Genomic DNA, 17,994 nt, shown 5'->3' on the forward strand with positions numbered 1-17,994 from the left:
TCACACCAGCCCCCTGTCGGCCAGCAGCGCCCAGACCGCGTCCGCCGAATCCCGTTCGCTCCTGCGGTGGGTGTCCAGGCGCAGTTCGGGGCGTACGGGGATCTCGTAGGGGTCGTCGACGCCGGTCAGGCCGGTCAGCTCGCCGGACGCCTGCCTGGCGTACAGGCCCTTGACGTCGCGGGCGCCGCACACCTCGACCGGGGTGGCGACATGCACCTCCAGATAGGCGGCGTCGCGGGCGGCGTGGCGGGCGCGGACGGCGGCGCGGCTGTCGGCGTACGGCGCGATCACCGGGACCAGTGCGATCACGCCGTTGGCGGCGAGCACCTCTGCCACCAGGCCGATCCGCCGCACGTTGGTGTCCCGGTCGGCGCGTGAGAAGCCGAGGTCCGCCGAGAGGAAGCGGCGGATCTCGTCGCCGTCGAGGACCTCGACGCGGCGGCCCGCGGCGCGGAGCCGGTCGGCGAGGAGTCCCGCGATGGTGCTCTTGCCCGCGCTGGGCAGGCCGGTCAGCCAGACCGTGGCACCGCAGGTGCAGTGGCAGGGAGTCGGGGCCGGGGGGAGGTGTGGAGGGGCGGGCGCGGTCTCGGGCCCGGCCGTGGTCGTCGTGGTCACAGTGGTGGTCACTCTCCTGATGGGTTGGGCCCGGTTCTCAGGCCGTCGCCTCGGTGGGGACGGGGGTGGCAGCGGGGGCCGGACGGGTGCCGCGGTAGCGGCTGCGGTCGGCCCTGCGGACGGGGGCGCGGACGGTGACCTGCCGAGTTGCCTCCTCGTCGATGTGAGCGGCGAGCGCCGCGACCGTCGGGTGCTGGAAGAAGGCGCCGAGGCGTACCTCGGTGCCGCAGGCGTCGGCGAGCCTGGCGGTGACCCGGGTGGCGAGCAGCGAATGGCCGCCCAGTTCGAAGAAGTTGTCCAGGGCGCCGACCCGGCTCACTCCCAGGACGTCCGACCAGACCATGACGACGGCCCGCTCGGTGGGGGTGCGCGGCGCGACGTACACGGCGGTGGTGGCATCGCGTCCCGCGCTCGGCTCGGGCAGCGCCTTGCGGTCGAGCTTGCCGTTGGCGCTCAGCGGCCAGGCGTCGAGGACCAGGAAATGCCGCGGGACCATCGACTCGGGCAGCCTGTCCTGGAGGTGGGCACGCAGCTCCGGCACGAGCGAGCTGCGCCAGGCGGCCTCCATCGGGTTGTTGGAGTACGCGGCCCAGCCCCGGTCGGGGGCCCGCAGCGGCAGATCGCGTACGGGACGCAGGGCGCGGTCCGCGTCCCGTGTCAGCAGTACGTCGAGGTGGCCGGGGCGCTCCGGACGCAGGGCCGGCACCACCTCGTACCCGAAGTCGGCCACCGCGGCGGCCAGTTCCGCCGGGTCGAGCGCGCTGTCGCCCCGGGCGGCTTCGAGGTCGGCGCCGAGCCGCTGGTCCGCGACGTCCGGGATCAGTACGCTCTCGGGCCGTTCGGCGTCGAGGCGCGCCGCCAGGTCGGCGACGGGCGCGCAGGACCAGGTGGCCGGTGCGTCGGCGGGCGGGGTGGCCGGGTGCTCGTCCGCGAGGTGCAGAACCGCGTCGTAGCGGTACTTGACCAGCTCGTTGCGGTGGTGGCCGCGCTTGGCGAGCAGGGAGACGCCCTCGATCTCGGGGCGGTCACCGGCGAGCGCGGTGAAGAAGTGGGGGTCGATGACGAGTTCGGCGTCCTGGGCGACCCGCTCGGCGACAGCCCGCTCGAACTCCTCCCCTTCCTGGCCCTGCTCCTGTTCGCCGCCCGGGTCGGTCCGCTGGAGCGAGGCGTGGAACGTGTCGAGCAGCGCGTGGTTGCGGACATCGCCCACGATCACCGCGCCGCCGGGCCTGACTACCCGCAGCGCCCGCGTCAGTACGTCGGCGAGGTAGTCGGCGTTGGGGAAGTACTGGGCGACCGAGTTGATGAGGACGGTGTCGAAGCTGTTGTCGGCCACTCCGTCGAACTGCTCGGCCGAGCCGTGCACGAGCTCCACCTCGCCCGAGCCCGGCGGCAGCAGGTGCAGCTTGGCCGCCAGGTCGCGCACGGCGACCTCGGAGACGTCGACGGCGCGGTAGTACTCGGTGTGCGGGGCGATGGGGAAGAGCAGCAGGCCGGTGCCGCAGCCGATCTCCAGGACCCGGCGGTGGGGCAGCGCGAGCACGCGGTCCACGATCGAGTCGACCCACCCGTGCATCTCGTCCGCGCCGAGCGGCTCCCCGGTGTACGAGCTGATCCAGCCGGAGATGTCGAACGTCGGGTCGGCGGTCTGCTGCTCGCCCGCCCGGTAGATCTGGTCGAAGACCTCGCTCCACCGGTCGACCTGCGCGTCGTGCCCGGCGGCGGCGGGCTTCGCGGACTTGGTGAGGTAGGCGACCAGCTGGGGTGTGCCGTCCGCGTCGGGCGCGGTGGTGACGAGGACCTGGTCGACCGCGTGGTGGCCGACGAGGGCGGCCTCGACCTCGGCGGGTTCGATGCGCTGGCCGCGGATCTTGATCTGGTTGTCGAGGCGGCCGAGGTACTCGACCGCGCCGTCGGCCCTGCGGCGCACCAGGTCGCCGGTGCGGTAGAGCCGCTCCCCCGCCTCGAAGGGGTCGGGCACGAAGCGGTCGGCCGTCAGGCCGGGCCGTCCGTGGTAGCCGCGCGCCAACGGCACGCCACCGATGCACAGTTCGCCCGCGACGCCGATCGGCTGCATGCACAGGGCCGCGTCGAGGATGTGGATACGGGCCCCGGTGATCGGGGTGCCGATCGGGATGCGGCCGGTGACCGGAGCGGTGACGTGGTGGGCGGTGACGTCGATGGACGCCTCGGTCGGCCCGTACAGGTTGTGCAGCTCGGCGTGCGGGAACAGCGCGTGGAAGCGCCCGGCGACCTCCGGTGTCAGCTCCTCGCCGCTGCACACCACGCGACGCAGCTCCGGCAGCGCGGCGCCCACGGCCCCGGCAGTGCCCGGAGCCTGCGCGGTGTCGAGGAACACCTTCAGCATGGAGGGCACGAAGTGGGCGGTGGTGACGCCTGCGGCAGCGGCGGCCCGCGCCAGGTACTCGGGGTCGCGCTGGCCACCCGGGTCGGCGAGTACGATCCGGGCGCCGGTGAGGAGCGCCCAGGTCAGCTCCCACACGGACACGTCGAACCCGATCGGCGTCTTGTGCAGCACCCGGTCGGTGGCGTCGAGCCGGTACCGCTCCTGCATCCACAGCAGCCGGTTGGTGATGGCGTGGTGGGAGTTGGCGGCGCCCTTGGGACGGCCGGTGGAGCCTGAGGTGAACAGGACGTAGGCCGGATTGTGCGGGTCGACGGCGACGGCGGGGCGGGTCGTGGGCCGGGTCGCGAGCTCGTCGGCGATGTCCTCGACACGGACGATCCCGATGTCTGAGGCCGTGCCCGCGAGCACCGCGTCCGCGCCCGCCGATGTCAGCACCAGAGCCGGACGCCCGTCCGTCACCAGCTGACCGATCCGCTCCGCCGGGTAGGACGGGTCGAGCGGCAGATAGGCGGCGCCCGACTTGAGCACACCCAGCAGCACCGGAATCAGATCGCGGCCACGCTCCAGGCACACGCCCACAAGCGACTCGGCACCCACCCCACGCTCGCGCAACCACCACGCGATCCGATTCGCCCGCTCATCCAACTCACCATACGAATAAGACCACTTACCGGCCTCCCTCACACCATCACCGCACACCGCCACCGCCGCCGGATCCACATCCACCCGGCGTTCGATCAGTTCGTGCAGCAGCGCAGGAGCGAATGGCGCGACGCCGAGGCCACTGAACTCCCTTACACGAGCCTCCTGTTCGCGGTCCATGACGTCCAGGAGATCAACCTGCGCGTCGGGGTTCTCGACGGCGGCGGTCAGCAGGGCTATCACGCCCTCGACCAGACGTTCGGCGGTGGACCGGTCGTACAGCTCGGAGGAGAACTCCAGGGCGCCTGTGAGCGAGCCGTCGGCGGTGAGCGTCAGTTCCAGCTCCAGGTCGAACTTGGCGGTGCCGGTGTGCTGCGGCACCACCTCGAACGTGACGTCGGGCAGCCGCACTTCGGGGTAGGGCGTGTTGTGCAGGACCAGCATGTGGTTGACGAAGGGGATGCGGCCCGAGCTGTGCCGTTCGGGGCTCAGCTCCTGCACGATCCGCTCGAAGGGCAGGTCCTGGTGGGCGAAGCCGTCGAGCGCGCTCTGCCGTGCCCGCCGCACCACCTCACGGAACGAGACACCGCCCCCCACATCGACGCGCAGCGCGAGGGTGTTCACGAAGAAGCCGACCAACGGCTCAAGCTCCGTACGGGTACGGCCCGCGACAGCCGTGCCGACCACCACGTCACCACGGCCCGACCAGCGGCCCAGGACCGCCGAGAAGGCGCCGAGCAGGCCCATGAACAGGGTCGCCGACTCGTCCTCCACGAGCCGCGTGAGGCCCGCGACCACGGGGGCGGGTACCTCCACGCGTACGGAGTCGCCCGCGAAGGAGTCCACCGCCGGACGGGGCCGGTCGCCGGGGACCTCCGGGGCGGTGGCGCCGTCGAGCTGTCCGCGCCAGTAGGCGAGCTGACGCTCCAGGCGCTCGCCGGTCAGCCACTCGCGCTGCCAGAGGGCGAAGTCGGCGTACTGGACGGGAAGTTCGGGCAGTTCGTCGGGACGGTTCGACACCCTGGCCGCGTAGGTCTCGGCGAGTTCGTCGACGAGGACGCCGAGCGACCAGCCGTCCACCACGATGTGGTGCACGCACAGCACGAGCACCCACTCGGTGTCACCGAGCCGGATCAGGGAGCCGCGCAGCAGAGGGCCTTCGGCCAGGTCGAAGCCGCGCTCGTTCTCCTGTCGCACCCGCTCGCGCACCGCGTCCTCAGCGCCGTCCGGGGCCTCGCCGCCGTCCCGCGCCTCGGTGACGGGCAGCGTCACCGGCGTCGCGGGTCGCACGATCTGGTGGACCGTACCGTCGGCCGCCGGGCGGAACACGGTGCGCAGCACCTCGTGCCGGGCCACCACGTCGCCGAGCGCGCCCTCCAGGGCCGATACGTCCACGGCGCCGCGCAGCCTGACGAGGCCGGTCATCGAGTAGAGCGGCGATCCCGGCTGCATCCGGTCGAAGAAGTGCAGGCGCTCCTGCGCGTACGAGAGGGGGGCCGGGGCCGCGGGGTCGGGGCGGCGCTCGATGGCGCTTGACCGGCGGGCCACTCCCTGGCCGTCGAGGAGCTGATCGAGGAGTTTCTGCTGTTCGGCGGAGAAGGGCGCGAGGGCCATCGGTGTCGTACCTCCAAAGTGGTGGAGCCGTGGGCTGGTCAGTCCTTGAGCTGCTGCGTGATCTCGTCCGCGGCCAGGCCGCTGATCTGGAGGACGAGTCCGGCGATCTGGTCGACGTCGAGCCCCTCGCCCCGGGCGGCCTCGCGCACCACGGCGGCGAGCCTGCGGACGGTGGACACCCCGACGAAGGCCCGCAGCGGGACTTCGACGCGCAGCATCGCGGTGATGCGGGAGACCACCTGGGTGGCGAGCAGGGAGTGTCCGCCGAGGTCGTAGAAGTCGTCCTGGGCGCCGACCCGTTCGGCCTTCAGGACATCGGCCCAGATCCCGGCGAGTACCTCTTCGAGGGCGTCGCGGGGCGGCTCGTAGGCGGTCACGGTGACCAGGCGCTCGCCCGGCGCGGCACTCAGGGCCTTGAGGTCGACCTTGCCGTTGGCCAGGAGCGGGAACGCGTCGAGGCGTACCAGGGAGCTGGGCAGCATGGCGGGGGGCAGCCGTTCGGCGAGGAAGCCGCGCAGCTCGGCGGCGTCGAGGGCACCCGTGCCGGTGAGGTGGGCGACCAGTTGGGCGGCGCCGTCCGCGCCGGGTTCCGTGGTGACCAGGGCCTGGTCGACGGCGGGGTGGTCGAGCAGCGCGGCCTCGACCTCGGCGGGTTCGATGCGCTGGCCGCGGATCTTGATCTGGTGGTCGAGGCGGCCGAGGTACTCCACCGTGCCGTCGTGCCGCCAGCGCGCCAGGTCGCCGGTGCGGTAGAGCCGCTGTCCCGCCTCGAAGGGGTCGGGCACGAAGCGGTCGGCCGTCAGGCCCGGCCGGGCGTGGTACCCCCGCGCCAACGGCACGCCGCCGACGCAGAGTTCACCGGGGACGCCGACCGGCTGTTCGCACAGGGCCTCGTCCAGGATGTACACCCGGGAGCCCGGGACCGGGCGGCCGATCGAGACGCGGCCGTCGGGGACGGGGGCGGTGAGGTGGTGGGTGGTCGCGTCGATGGTGGTCTCGCTCGGCCCGTACATGTTGTGCAGCTCGGCGCCCGGCAGACGGCGTACGAACTCCGCGGCCAGGTCCGGGGGCAGTTCCTCGCCGCCGCACAGCATGAGCCGAAGGCCGGCGGCGCGCGCGTCGAGCCCGCCGTGGCCGAGGAGCGCGCGCAGCATGGACGGCACGACGTCGGCGCAGCTGATCCGGGCGCGTTCGCACAGGTCGAGCAGGTACCCCGGGTCGCGGTGACCGCCGGGCGCCGCCATGACCACGCGGGCGCCCGTCATCAGCGGGACGAAGCACTCCCACAGGTGCGGGTCGAAGCCGAGCGGCGACTTGTGCAGGACCCGGTCCCCGGGGTGGAAGCCGTACTGGTCGACCATGCCGCGCAGCCGGTTGGTGAGGGCGTGGTGGTGCAGCAGCGTCCCCTTGGGGCGGCCGGTCGAGCCGGAGGTGTAGAGCATGCAGAGCGCGCTCAGGGGGTGCAGCGGGACGGCGGGGCGGGTCGTGGGCCGGGTCGCGAGCTCGTCGGCGATGCCCTCGACACGGACGATCAGGGTGTCCGAGGCCATGCCCGCGAGCACCGCGTCCGCGCCCGCCGATGTCAGCACCAGGGCCGGACGCCCGTCCGCGACCAGATGACCGATCCGGTCCGCCGGATACGACGGATCGAGCGGCAGATAGGCGGCGCCCGACTTCAGCACTCCGAGCAGCACCGGAACCAGGTCACGACCGCGCTCCAGGCACACCCCCACGAGCGACTCGGCACCCACCCCGCGCTCGCGCAACCACCACGCGAACCGGTTGGCCCGCTCGTCCAACTCGCCGTACGAGTAAGACCACTTGCCGGTCTCATCCGCACCGTCACCACAGACCGCCGTCGCGGCCGGATCCACGTCCACCCGGCGCTCCACCAACTCGTGCAACAACGCGGGCGCGAAGGGTTCGATGTCCCTGCCCCCGAAGGCGTGCAGCAACGCGCGCTCCTGATCGCCGACCATGTCGAGGTGCGCCACCGGGGCTTCCGGGTCCGCGACGGCCGCCTCCAGGAGCGCGACGGCGCCCGCCGCCAGACGCCGGGCGGTGGCACGGTCGTACAGCTCGGAGGAGAATTCGAGGGCGCCGCTCAGGCCGCCGTCCGGCGTGGGCGCCAACTCGACACTCAGGTCCAACTGGGCCACGGGACGGGGAAGTTCGACCACCTCGACGCTCAGGTCACCAAGGGCGGGCGGGCTCATGGGGACGTTGCGCAGCGCGAGCATCACCTGGGCGACCGGGGGGTGACTGGTGCCGCGTTCGACGCCGAGTTCCTGGACCACGCGCTCGAACGGGACCTCCTGGTGGGCGAAGCCGTCGAGCGCGGTCCGCCGTGCCCGCCGCACCACCTCACGGAACGAGGCACCACCCCCCACATCGACGCGCAGCGCGAGGGTGTTCACGAAGAAGCCGACCAACGGCTCAAGCTCCGTACGGGTACGGCCCGCGACCGGGGTGCCCACGACGACGTCCGGCTGCCCGGCCCAGCGTCCCAGGACCGCCGAGAACCCGGCGAGCAGCCCCATGAACAGGGTCGCCGACTCGCTCTCCGCAAGGCGGGTCAGCCGTCCGACCAGGGCGGCGGGCAGGTCGAGCGGCACCGAGTCCCCGGCGAAGGACTGCTCCGCGGCGCGCGTCCTGTCGCCCGGCACGTCGAGCACCGGGGCGCCGCCGAGGTGGCCACGCCAGTACGTCAGGTGCTCCGCGAGCTGCTCGCCCGAGAGGCGCTCGCGCTGCCAGACGGCGAAGTCCGCGTACTGCACGGTGAGTTCGGGCAGCCGCGGGGCGCGCCGCTCGGCGCAGGCCTCGTAGGCCTGCGCGAGTTCACCGACCAGGACGCCGAGCGACCAGCCGTCCACCACGATGTGGTGCACGCACAGCACGAGCACCCACTCGGTCGGGGTGCGGCGCAGCAGCGAGGCCCGCACCAGGGGTCCGGCGGCGAGGTCGAAAGGGTGGGCCGTCTCACCGCGCACCCGCTCCCAGAGGGCGTCGTCGCTCACTCCCGGCGCGAGTTCGGTGACCGGCAGCGGCACCTCGCCCGCGGGCCGCACGACCTGCTGGATCAGGCCGTTGGCGTCCTCGCGGAACACGGTGCGCAGCACTTCGTGGCGCCGGACGAGCGTACTGAGTGCTCCTCGCAGGGCGGCCGTGTCGACGGTGCCGCCGAGCCGCAGGACGATGGGCAGGACGTACGCCGTGGAGTCGGGCTCCAGGGCGTGGAGGTACCAGAGCCGCTCCTGGCCGGGCGAGGCGGGGAAGGTCTGTTCGCCGCCGGTGGTGCGCGGCAGGGCTGGGACCACCGGGTTCTTCGCGGCCTTGCGGCGGGCCAGTTCGAGCGTGAGCCGCGCGCGCTGCTGCGGGGTGAGCCCGGCCAGGGTCTCGGCGAGTGGGGCTTGGGGGTTCATCTGCTGCTCCTGGGCTCAGGCGCCGGGTGTGACGAGGGCGAGATCGCGGGCGAGGCCGTCGAGGACGGGGCCGGGGTGCTCGTGCAGGAAGGAGTGGCCGCCGGGAAAGAGGCGGAGGCGGCGGTCGCCCGCGATGTCGCTCGGCGACCAGGGCCATGCCTCGGCCTCGGAGACCAGCGGGTCGTCGGCGCCCACGTACACGCGCAGCGCGCACGGCAGGGGTTCTTCGCGGCGGGAGCGGTGGCCGGAGAGGATCTCCAGGTCGGCGCGGAGCACCGGCAGGTAGAGGTCGAGGAACTCGCTGTGCTCGCGCAGTTGGTCCGGCAGGCTGCCGGAGTGGTCGAGCAGGGCGAGCAGTTCCTCGTCGGGGGTGGCCGCGCCCTTCGCCCAGCGGTCGGGCGGCGGCGTCGAAGGGGCGGGCGACGCGGCGGCGATCACCGCGTGCACCGGGTGGCCGTGGCGGTGGCGCAGCGAACGGGCGAGTTCCAGGCCGACGACCGCGCCCATGCTGTGGCCGAAGATCACCAGCGGGAGTTCGGGGAGGCCGTCGAGCGCCGTCTCGACGCCGGTGACGACGTCGGCCATCCGCGTCAGCGGGCGCTCGCCGATGCGCGTGCCGTGGCCGGGCAGCTCGACGGCGACCACCTCGGTCCCGGCGGGCAACCGAGTCGCCCACCGGCCGTAGACGTGCGCGGCGCCACCGGCCGGCGGCAGGCACAGCAGACGCCGCCGGGTGCGGCCGCCGGAGTGCCAGGTCCGCAGCCAGGGCGAGCCTGCCCCCACCGCACGGCGCTGTTCGTCCTGCGCCTGCGCCTGCGCCTGCGTCTGCGTCTGCGTCTGCGTCTGTGTCTGCGTCTGCGTCTGCGTCTGCGTCTGCGTCTGCGCCGAGGATGGGATGGATGAACCGCTCATGCCCCTACCGCTCCTCTTATTCCTCGAAGTGACCGGGCGCGAGGCTGCGCAGTACGCAGAACTCGTTGCCCTCGGGGTCGGCGAGCACCGTCCAGCTCGCCTCCTTGGCCGTGCCGATGTCGATGGGGCGGGCGCCGAGCGCGATGATGCGCTGCACCTCGGCCGCCTGATCGCTGTCGATGGGGCAGACGTCCAGGTGCAGCCGGTTCTTGCGGATCTTCGTGGTGTGGCCGCGGGCGAAGACGATCTGCGGGGCGACCGGGGTGCGGCGCAGTTCGTCGAGCGGGGCGAGTGCGGCGGGGCCGATCTCCACGAGTTCGCCGTCGCGGTCCTCGTGCACGGTGTAGTCGAGGACGGCGCACCAGAACGCGGCGAGCCTGCGCGGCTCAAGGCAGTCCACGGCGAGCTGTTCGAAGCGGCTTGTCATACGGCGGCTCCTCCCCGCGTGGCGACGCGGTCCCCGATGCGGTGGGCGCGCAGCTCCTCGTGGAAGGGGAGCTGGGCGGCGTGCAGGGCGGCGAGGCGCGGGTTGTTGTGGACGGTGTCCGCGTAGTCGCCGGACCGGGTGTGGATGCCGGTGCTGGCTGCCGCGTCGCGGTGCCACTCCTCGAACACCTGCCATTCGCCGCGCTCACCGGCCTGCCAGCTGAGCGCGTCGGGCCGGTGCGGCAGTCCGGTGCGCAGGCTGTACGCGGCTGCCGTGCCCGCCGGGTCCGCCACCAGGTCGTCGGCGTCCACGACGGCCGGTACGGTGCCGGTGGCGGCGCGGACGGTCTCGAAGATCTCGTGGCAGAGGCCGAACCCGCCCTGGTCCACGGTGAGTTCGGGGTTGCGGGCGAAGTGCGAGGCGATGGCCTCGGCGGGGTCGCGGATGATGAAGGTGTGCTGGATCTCGGTGGTGAACCGGGCGTCGGCGAGCAGTTCGGCGTACCGGAAGTCGGTGGTGTCCTTGAAGTAGACCGGGCGGCCACCGGTCCTCGCGAGATCGATGATCGCGTCAAGGAGCTCGGTCTGGCTCCGCAGGGCGCGGCCCTCGATCTCGTAACTGCCCTTGCTGACGAGGACGTTGAACGGCTCGTGCAGGACGGTCACGTCTCCGCGCTCGATCATCATGCGCTCGAAGGCGGTCGAGCGGCAGCGCGGGGGGCTCCACATGGCGATCACGGCCGGGCCGGTGCGCGCGGTCCTGGGGGTGGTCATGAGGTTCCTTTCGGGGTGCGGGAGAGCACGGGGAGGCTGAACGCCCAGGCCACGGCGAGGACGGCGGCGGCCAGGTAGAAGGGGGCCCGCATCCCGGCGAGGGAGGCGGTGGCGCCGCCCGCGAGGGCGCCGAGCGGGGACATGCCGACCGCGACGAGCCGGTAGGAGCTGCCGACCCGGCCGAGCAGGTGGGCGGGGACCAGGACCTGGCGCAGCGAGGTGGTGACGATGGTGATGACGGCGAGCGCCATGCCGACGGTGCTGAGCACCCCGGCGGCGAACAGCGGCTGCGACGTGGCGCCGGCGACGGCGAAGGAGAGCGGGGCGAGCCCGCAGAAGAGGAGCACCGTCCGCTCGCGGCCGAGCCTGCGGGTCAGCGCCGGGGTGACGATCACGCCGACCACCCCGCCGACCGCGATGACGGCCATGAGCAGTCCGTAGCCGACGCTGTCGACGCCCAGGACGTCGTAGGCGTACAGGACGGCCACCGCGACGACGGCGCTGAGCGCGAAGTTGAAGGCGCCGACCAGCGCGCACACCGTCCGCAGGGCCTTGTGCCGCCACAGCCAGCGGATCCCCTCTCCCGCGTCGGCCAGGAGCGAGGTCTGCGCGGTACGGGCGGGCGGTGGCGGCACACGACCCGCGAGGCCCGCGATCAGGAACGCGGAGAGGACGAAGGTGGCCGTGTCGACGGCGTACGGGAAGGACGTACCGGAGACGAGGAGGAGCGCGGCGAGCGGCGGCCCTGCCAGCTCCACGCAGAGCATCGCGCCGCCCTGCAGCAGACTGTTGGCCTTGTCGAGCAGGGGTTCGGCGACCAGGCGGGGAAGCAGGGCGAGCGCCGCGCTGTCGCGCAGGGTCTCCACCACCCCCATCACCAGGGCGAACGCCATGAGCAGCGCGATGTGACCGTGCCCCGTGAACAGGGCGAGGGTGAACAGTGCGGCGACCCCGCCGCGCGTGACGTCGGACCAGAACATGACGCGCTGCTGGTCGTGCCGGTCCACGAAGGCTCCGGCGAAGGTCCCCGCGAGCACCCAGGGGAGCTGGCCCGCGAAGGTCACGAGGGAGAGCAGCAGTGGGTCGCGGGTGAACAGCGCGGCGGTCAGCGGCAGCGCGGCGAGCCGCAGTCCGTCGCCCCAGGAGGCGACGAAGGTGGTGGTCCACAGCCGCCAGAAGGGTCCGCCGAGGCTGGTGGGGGCTGTCGCCGCCCCGCCGGTCAGCTCGGCCTCCTCGGGCGCGGCCGTCATGACGCCGTCCCTTCTCGCGGGGCACCCTGGGGGCTCTGGACTCCCAGGTCGTTTCCGGTACTCCGGCGCACCGGGCGCCGCCTCACGCGGCAGGCCTTGCGGTGGGCACCGGCTCCTGGGCGACCAGGTGGGCGGCGCGGCCGACCATCGCGGCGACCTCGGCCCGTGAGCACACGCCCAGCTTCTTGAAGATGCGGGCGAGGTAGGTCTCGACGGTCTTCGGGCTCAGTTCGAGGGTGCGGGCGATGCGCTGGTTGGTGTGGCCCTGGCTGACCAGGACGGATATCTCCCGCTCCCGTCCGCTCAGTTCGGGCAGCAGCGGCGCGGGCTCCTGAGGGGCGGGACGGGCGACGCCGTGCAGCAGGTCCAGTTCCTCGCGCAGCCCCGCGGCGAGCGCCAGCATCGGCGTCGCTCCGGTGCCACGTGCGATGCGCTCGGCCTCGTCCGCGCAGGCGAGCGCCTCGGGGAAGTAGCCGAGGCGCAGCCGTGCCTGGCCGAGGCCGACGAGCAGCCGGGGCGCGAGGTGCTCCTGCCCGAAGCGCCGGGCCAGTGCGACCGCCCGCTCCAGGTGGGTCTCGGCCGCGCGCGGCAGGCCGAGGAACAGCTCGGTCCCGGCCAGCCACTGGAAGGCTTCCAGGTGGGCGGCGAGCATCTCGTCGGGGAGCGAGTCGACAACGGCGGCGGCCCGCTCGGCGTGCTCGGTGGCCGCGGACGTACGCCCGAACTGCGCCTCGGTGGCGGCGAGCGCGGCGAGCGCGGACGGGTCGCGGGGAGCGGCGGCGCCCAGCGCGGTGAGAGCGGCCCGGTCGGCCCCGCTCCACGAGCCGCCGGCCTCCAGGACCAGCGCCGTCATGGCGAGCCGGAGAGCACAGCAGCCAGCCCCGGCGGCGTCCTCGGTGTCGGCGGAAGCGGAAGCGGAAGCGGCGCAGTCCCCCTCGCACGTGGTGAGGGAGGGGAATTCCGCGTGCAGCAATTGGCGTGCGGCCTCCGGGCGGCCCATCAAGCGGTGGGCCAGTGCCTGCGAGGCGACGGCCTCGGAGCGCTGCGCGGCCGGAACGTCCGCACCGGGGGCGAGGAGGCGTTGCAGCACGGCCGCGCCTTCCTCGAACTCACCGCTGTGCAGCAGTGCCCGGCCGAGCACGCTCTGGGCGCGGGCCCGCAGCGCGACGTCGGCGGTGACGGCGGGCCGCAGCGCGTGCCGGGCCCAGCGCACGGCCGCGTCGGGATCGCGCGGGGCGGCGTCCTCGGCGGCGTCCACCAGAGCGCGTACGTCCTCGTCGTCGGCCACCTCGACGGCGTACAGGAGCTGCTGGGCACGGAGTTCGGCCGGGCCCTGGTGGCAGCGCAGGGCTGCGGCGGCACGGGCGTGGGCGCCCGAGCGCCAGCCGCGGCCCGCCGAGTGATAGGCGACGGCCCGCACGACGGCGTCCCGGAAGCAGTAGTCGGCCCCCTCGCCGACGGGCCGCACCAGGTCCTCGGCGAGCGCCTCGTCGAGCCCGGCGCGCGCGGCGCTCTCGTCGAGTCCCGCGACGGCGGCGGCGATGGCGAAGTCGAAGGCGTCACCGAGCACGGCGGCGGCGCCGACCATGGCACGGCCGGAGGGTCCCAGCCCCTGGAAGTCACCGAGCGCGGCAGCGGCCACCCGGGCGGGCGGCTCGGCCGGGACGGCGAAGGGCGCCTGGGTGCCGGTCGCGGCGAGCGCGAGCAGCAGCCCGGGGTTGCCGCCGCTGCGCCGCAGCAGGGTACGCCGGGTGCGGTCGTCGGCGCCGGACGGCACGAGCGCGGTGAGCTCGGGGTCGTCCAGGGCGTACGGGGCCAGCTCGACGCGGTGCGCGAAACCGCGGGCCGCCGCGTCGGCGAGCAGGGTGTGGGTGCGGTGGTCGAGCTGGCGCGGGCGGTGGGCGACCGCGATGAGCACGGGCCCGCCCGGCGGCCGCTCAAGGAGGTAGCCGAGCAGGTCGAGCGAGTCGGCGTCGGCCCGGTGCAGATCGTCGAGGATCAGCAACAGGCCGCTTTCTCCTGCCAGTTCATGGATCAGAGTACGGATGGCCCGGCACTCGCGGTACAGATCGCAAGAGGGGTGGTCGTGCGGCACCCCCTGACTCATCGAGGGGAACAGGGCGGCGAGCCGCTCCTGCTCCTCCTCGCCGAGCCGGGCGCGCAGCTCCCCGCCCCGCGCGGTCACCAGATCGTCCAGGGCATCGAGGAACAGCCCGAACGGCGCCGAGTCCTGGAGCCGGCCCGGACGGCCACGGGCGACGGACCAGCCGCTGTTCGCGGCACGGCGGGCGAGTTCGTCCAGGCGGCGGGTTTTGCCGCTCCAGGCGTCCCCGGCGATCTCAAGCCCACGGGCGGATCCACCCTGGGCCAGTAGCTCATCGAGCAGTTGCTGCCAATGGGCCATCACAGCTCGTTCCCCCTCGTTGGTCGGTTGGGCGGTTCGGCGGGAGAGGTCAGGCGGAGGCGGCCGGAGCGTCACCCATGGAACGGCGCAGACTCAGCGGCCGCATGTCGGTCCAGTTCGCGTCGATCCAGGTGAGGCACTCGTCCTTGGGACCGGTCACCCCGACGGTGCGCCAGCCCTCCGGCACCTCACGCCCGGTCGGCCACACCGAGTACTGCTCCTCGTCGTTGACGACGACCCAGTAGGTCTCAACGGCAGCATTGATCATTGTTTTTCTCCGGCTTCTGCATTCGACGGGGAAGTTCAATACCGACGTAAAGCTAGCCAGCGAACGAGGGGCCGCCAGAACGACGGCCGGACTTTGTCAATTCGCCCCGGCGGACCGCCCGGACTATGTCAACTCGGCGAAACACCTTGTCAGATGGGAGCGACAAGGCACCTTGGGCCTCTCGATAATTCCGGTGAAGTACGCGTTCCGAGCCGACCGCCCGAATTGCCGAACATTCCGAGACACGGAGAGACTGGTGCTTCACCATGCCCAATTCCGGGGCCAGCGCCCCTGTTCCCGCGCGCACGATGACACCATCGGACACGAAGGCAGCGTCGAACACGAAGGCGCCGTCGGACACGAAGGCACCGTCGAAAGCGCGCTGGGCCGCGCTCGTGGTCCTCGCCCTGTTCGCGCTGTTGACCGGTGCGTCCGTGTGGACACTGCAGGCGCCGGACGCGAAGCCGGCCGGCGCGTCGCCCACTGAGTTCTCCGCCGCACGCGCCCTGAAAGACGCCAAGGTGATCGGCAAGGAGCCGCGCCCGCTCGGCAGCCCGGCTTCGGCCTCGGCCCGCGACTACCTCACCCGGCGCCTCACCGATCTCGGCGGCAGGGTGAAGGCGCAGGCGCAGCCGGTGTCCCGCGACGAGGAGGGCACCGCGCTGGTGGCCACGGTCGCCAACATCCATGCCGTCTTCCCCGGCACGGCGGGCGCCGACGCCGGACATCTGCTCCTGATGGCGCACTACGACTCTGTGCCCGCCGGGCCGGGAGCGTCCGACAACGGCGCCAACGTGGCCGCCGTACTCGAAGTGGTGCGGGCCCTGCGGGCGGACGGCAGGACGGCCCGCAACACCGTGGACGTGCTGTTCACCGACGGCGAGGAGCCCGGCCTGCTCGGCGCGCACGCCTTCGTGGCGGGCGGCTCGCTCGACCCGGCGAACACCGTCGTCCTGAACCTGGAGGCACGCGGCACATCCGGCCCGTCGATCATGTTCGAGTCGGGCCCCCGCAACAGCGGAGCGCTGTCCGCGCTGAGCGGCGCGGACCGGCCCATCGCCACGTCACTCGCCGACGAGGTCTACACGTACCTGCCCAACGACACCGACTTCTCCGAGTTCAAGAAGGAGGGCTTCGGAGGTCTCAACTTCGCCTTCGTGGACGGGTCCGCCAACTACCACACGCCCGGCGACTCGGTCGCGAACCTCTCCGCCGCGAGCATCCAGAGCCAGGGCGACAACACCCTGGCCGCCGCCCGTGACCTGTCAGGACGTGACCTCACCGAACTGCGCGACGGCGGCGACGACACCTACTTCACGGTGACCGGCCTGCTCGTCCACTACCCGCGCTACCTCGTCCTGCCGCTCGCGCTGCTCGCCGCGGCGGGTTACGCGGTCACGGTCTGGTACGCGGGCCGACGAGGCATGGCCCGCGGCGGAATCGGCCGCGCCGCGCTGACCTTCCCGCTCGCGCTGCTCGCCGCCGCCGTGGTCGGCTTCGGCGGCTGGGAGCTGCTGTGCGCGATACGGCCCGGATACGCCGACCTCTCGATGGGCGACAGCTACCGCCCCGGGTGGTTCCGTGCCGCGTTCCTGACGCTGACCGCGGCGGCCGTACTCGGCTGGTACCTGCTGCTGCGCCGCAAGGTGACGGCCCCTCAACTCGCCCTGGGCGGCTGGGGCTGGCTCACCGGCCTCGGACTGCTCACCGCCTTCCTCGCGCCCGGCGCCGCCTACCTGTTCACCTGGCCGGTACTCCTCGGCAGTGCGGCCCTGTGCGTCGCGCTGCGCACCACGGAGCCCACGGAGCCCACGGAGTCCGGGGACACCTGGCGCACGGTGGCCGTATCAGTGGCGGCCCTCACCGCCCTGCCGCTGCTGCTGCCGGTGATCGTGCTGGTCTTCCCGACGCTGGGCCTGTCCCTCGCGGTGGCGCCGCTGGCCGTGATGGCGCTGCTCGCCACGGCGTCCGTACCGCTGCTCGGCCTGCTGCCGCGCCGTACCGCACCGATCACCACATGGCTGGCCCTGGCGGCCGGAGTCGCCCTTGTCCTCACCGGCGTACGCCTCGACACCTTCGACGCGAACCACCCCCGCCACACCAACCTGGCCTACGCGTGGGACGCCGACCGTGGCACGGGGCACTGGATCAGCTCCGACAACGCCCCGCCGAAGTGGACGAGCGCCCTGGCCGGGTCCGAACACGCCGACATCCGGGCCGAGTTCCCCACCTTCCCGACCACCCTCGCAGGCGGTCTCGCCACCCAGACGCACATCGCGACGGCCGCGTCGGGCAGCGGCCCGGCCGCGCCGACCGTCACGGTGAAACCCGGCCCGGCGGGACGGGGCGGGGCCCGCACCGTACGCCTCCACATCAAGCCTGAGCCGGGCACCTCGTACGTGAGCCTGTTCGCCGACACCTCCGCGCACACCGTCGCCGGGGCCGATGTCATCGGCGCCCATGTGAAGGGCGGCACCAACCGGCCCACGTCCGCCGGGCCGTGGAAGTGGGGCTTCGCCCTCTACAGCATCCCCGCCGCCGGTTTCGACATCACGGTGAAGGTCACCGGCAAGGGAGAGATCCCGCTGCGCGTCACCGCGTACTCGCGCGGCCTCCCGCAGGGCGCGGGGTCCCTTCCCAAGGACCTGACGTGGGGCACCTGGGGCGCCAGCCTGACCGACGTCACAGCGGTGGGTCTGACCGTACGCGGCTGACCACCGCACCTCTCGTCGAGCGGCCCCGGGCGGATGTCCCCCGGGGCCGTTCGGCGCGCGCCGACGGTTACAAGGCGGCCAGGGCGGCGAGCAGTTCGGCCTCGTCGGTGTCGGAGAGCTGAATCTCCTGGACGGCCGCCGCGAGCGCCTCGACCGTGGGCCGACCACTGATCATCCGTTCCAGCGGCAGCTCGACCCCGAAGGTGTCACGCACCCGCGAGACGATCTGCACGGCGAGCAGCGAGTGGCCGCCCAGCGCGTAGAAGTCGTCGCGCACTCCCACCGACGCGGGCGTCCCGAGCACCTCGGTCCAGATCAGCGCGAGCTCCCGCTCCACCTCGTCCCTCGGTTCCACGCGCTCCGCGCCCACCGAACCCTGACCCTCGAAGTCCGCTACGGGTGGGGGGAGTTGGGTGGTGTTGGTCTTGCCGTTGGGGTGTTGGGGGAGGGTGGTGAGGTGGGTGAGGTAGGTGGGGATCATGGCGGGGGGGAGGTGGTGGGTGAGGTGGGTGCGGAGTTGGGTGGGGGTGGGGGGTGTGGGGGTGTTGGTGGTGTAGTAGGTGGCGAGGTGGGTGTGTCCGTCGG

The 17,994-nt window shown here is 73.0% G+C and carries 11 protein-coding genes; 1 reads left to right on the forward strand and 10 read right to left on the reverse strand.

What is annotated here, in order from left to right; all coding sequences use genetic code 11:
• The 9 genes from cysC to ACFVXC_RS05090 form a co-directional block, all read right to left on the reverse strand.
• Positions 1-627 carry an adenylyl-sulfate kinase gene (cysC, locus tag ACFVXC_RS05050; RefSeq protein WP_389901485.1) on the reverse strand — a complete coding sequence of 209 codons (627 nt, stop codon included), beginning with the start codon at positions 625-627 and terminating at the stop codon, positions 1-3.
• A gap of 25 nt (positions 628-652) precedes the next feature.
• A complete protein-coding gene (locus tag ACFVXC_RS05055) occupies positions 653-5,239 on the reverse strand; it encodes an amino acid adenylation domain-containing protein (protein ID WP_389901487.1) in 4,587 nt (1,528 codons plus the stop codon).
• A gap of 38 nt (positions 5,240-5,277) precedes the next feature.
• On the reverse strand, positions 5,278-8,661 hold the full coding sequence (locus ACFVXC_RS05060; protein ID WP_389901489.1) for an amino acid adenylation domain-containing protein: 3,384 nt from the start codon (positions 8,659-8,661) through the stop codon (positions 5,278-5,280).
• Between the two features lie 15 nt (positions 8,662-8,676).
• Positions 8,677-9,573, reverse strand: coding sequence for a thioesterase II family protein (locus ACFVXC_RS05065; protein WP_389901491.1), 897 nt, complete (start codon positions 9,571-9,573; stop codon positions 8,677-8,679).
• Between the two features lie 16 nt (positions 9,574-9,589).
• A complete protein-coding gene (locus ACFVXC_RS05070; protein WP_389901493.1) occupies positions 9,590-10,000 on the reverse strand; it encodes a VOC family protein in 411 nt (136 codons plus the stop codon).
• Entirely contained in the window at positions 9,997-10,773 is a 777-nt protein-coding gene (locus ACFVXC_RS05075; protein ID WP_389901495.1) for a sulfotransferase family protein, read from the reverse strand. Before ACFVXC_RS05075 ends, ACFVXC_RS05070 begins: the two co-directional genes overlap by 4 nt.
• The gene (locus ACFVXC_RS05080) at positions 10,770-12,023 is read right to left on the reverse strand and encodes an MFS transporter (protein WP_389901496.1); all 1,254 of its coding nucleotides are present in this window, start codon (positions 12,021-12,023) and stop codon (positions 10,770-10,772) included. Before ACFVXC_RS05080 ends, ACFVXC_RS05075 begins: the two co-directional genes overlap by 4 nt.
• 82 nt (positions 12,024-12,105) lie before the next feature.
• On the reverse strand, positions 12,106-14,427 hold the full coding sequence (locus ACFVXC_RS05085; RefSeq protein ID WP_389901497.1) for an AAA family ATPase: 2,322 nt from the start codon (positions 14,425-14,427) through the stop codon (positions 12,106-12,108).
• Between the two features lie 49 nt (positions 14,428-14,476).
• Positions 14,477-14,695 (reverse strand): MbtH family protein, encoded by a 219-nt coding sequence (locus ACFVXC_RS05090; protein WP_383275329.1) that lies wholly within the window; start codon positions 14,693-14,695, stop codon positions 14,477-14,479.
• 266 nt (positions 14,696-14,961) lie between these two features.
• Between ACFVXC_RS05090 and ACFVXC_RS05095 the strand changes: the two genes are divergently transcribed.
• A complete protein-coding gene (locus ACFVXC_RS05095; RefSeq protein ID WP_389901499.1) occupies positions 14,962-17,409 on the forward strand; it encodes a M20/M25/M40 family metallo-hydrolase in 2,448 nt (815 codons plus the stop codon).
• 67 nt (positions 17,410-17,476) lie between these two features.
• Here the strand turns inward: ACFVXC_RS05095 and ACFVXC_RS05100 are convergent.
• Positions 17,477-17,994: phosphopantetheine-binding protein (locus ACFVXC_RS05100; protein ID WP_389901501.1), on the reverse strand; the 518-nt coding region annotated here is incomplete at its 5' end.

Source organism: Streptomyces sp. NPDC058257, assembly GCF_042881845.1.
In the GTDB taxonomy this organism is placed as follows: domain Bacteria; phylum Actinomycetota; class Actinomycetes; order Streptomycetales; family Streptomycetaceae; genus Streptomyces.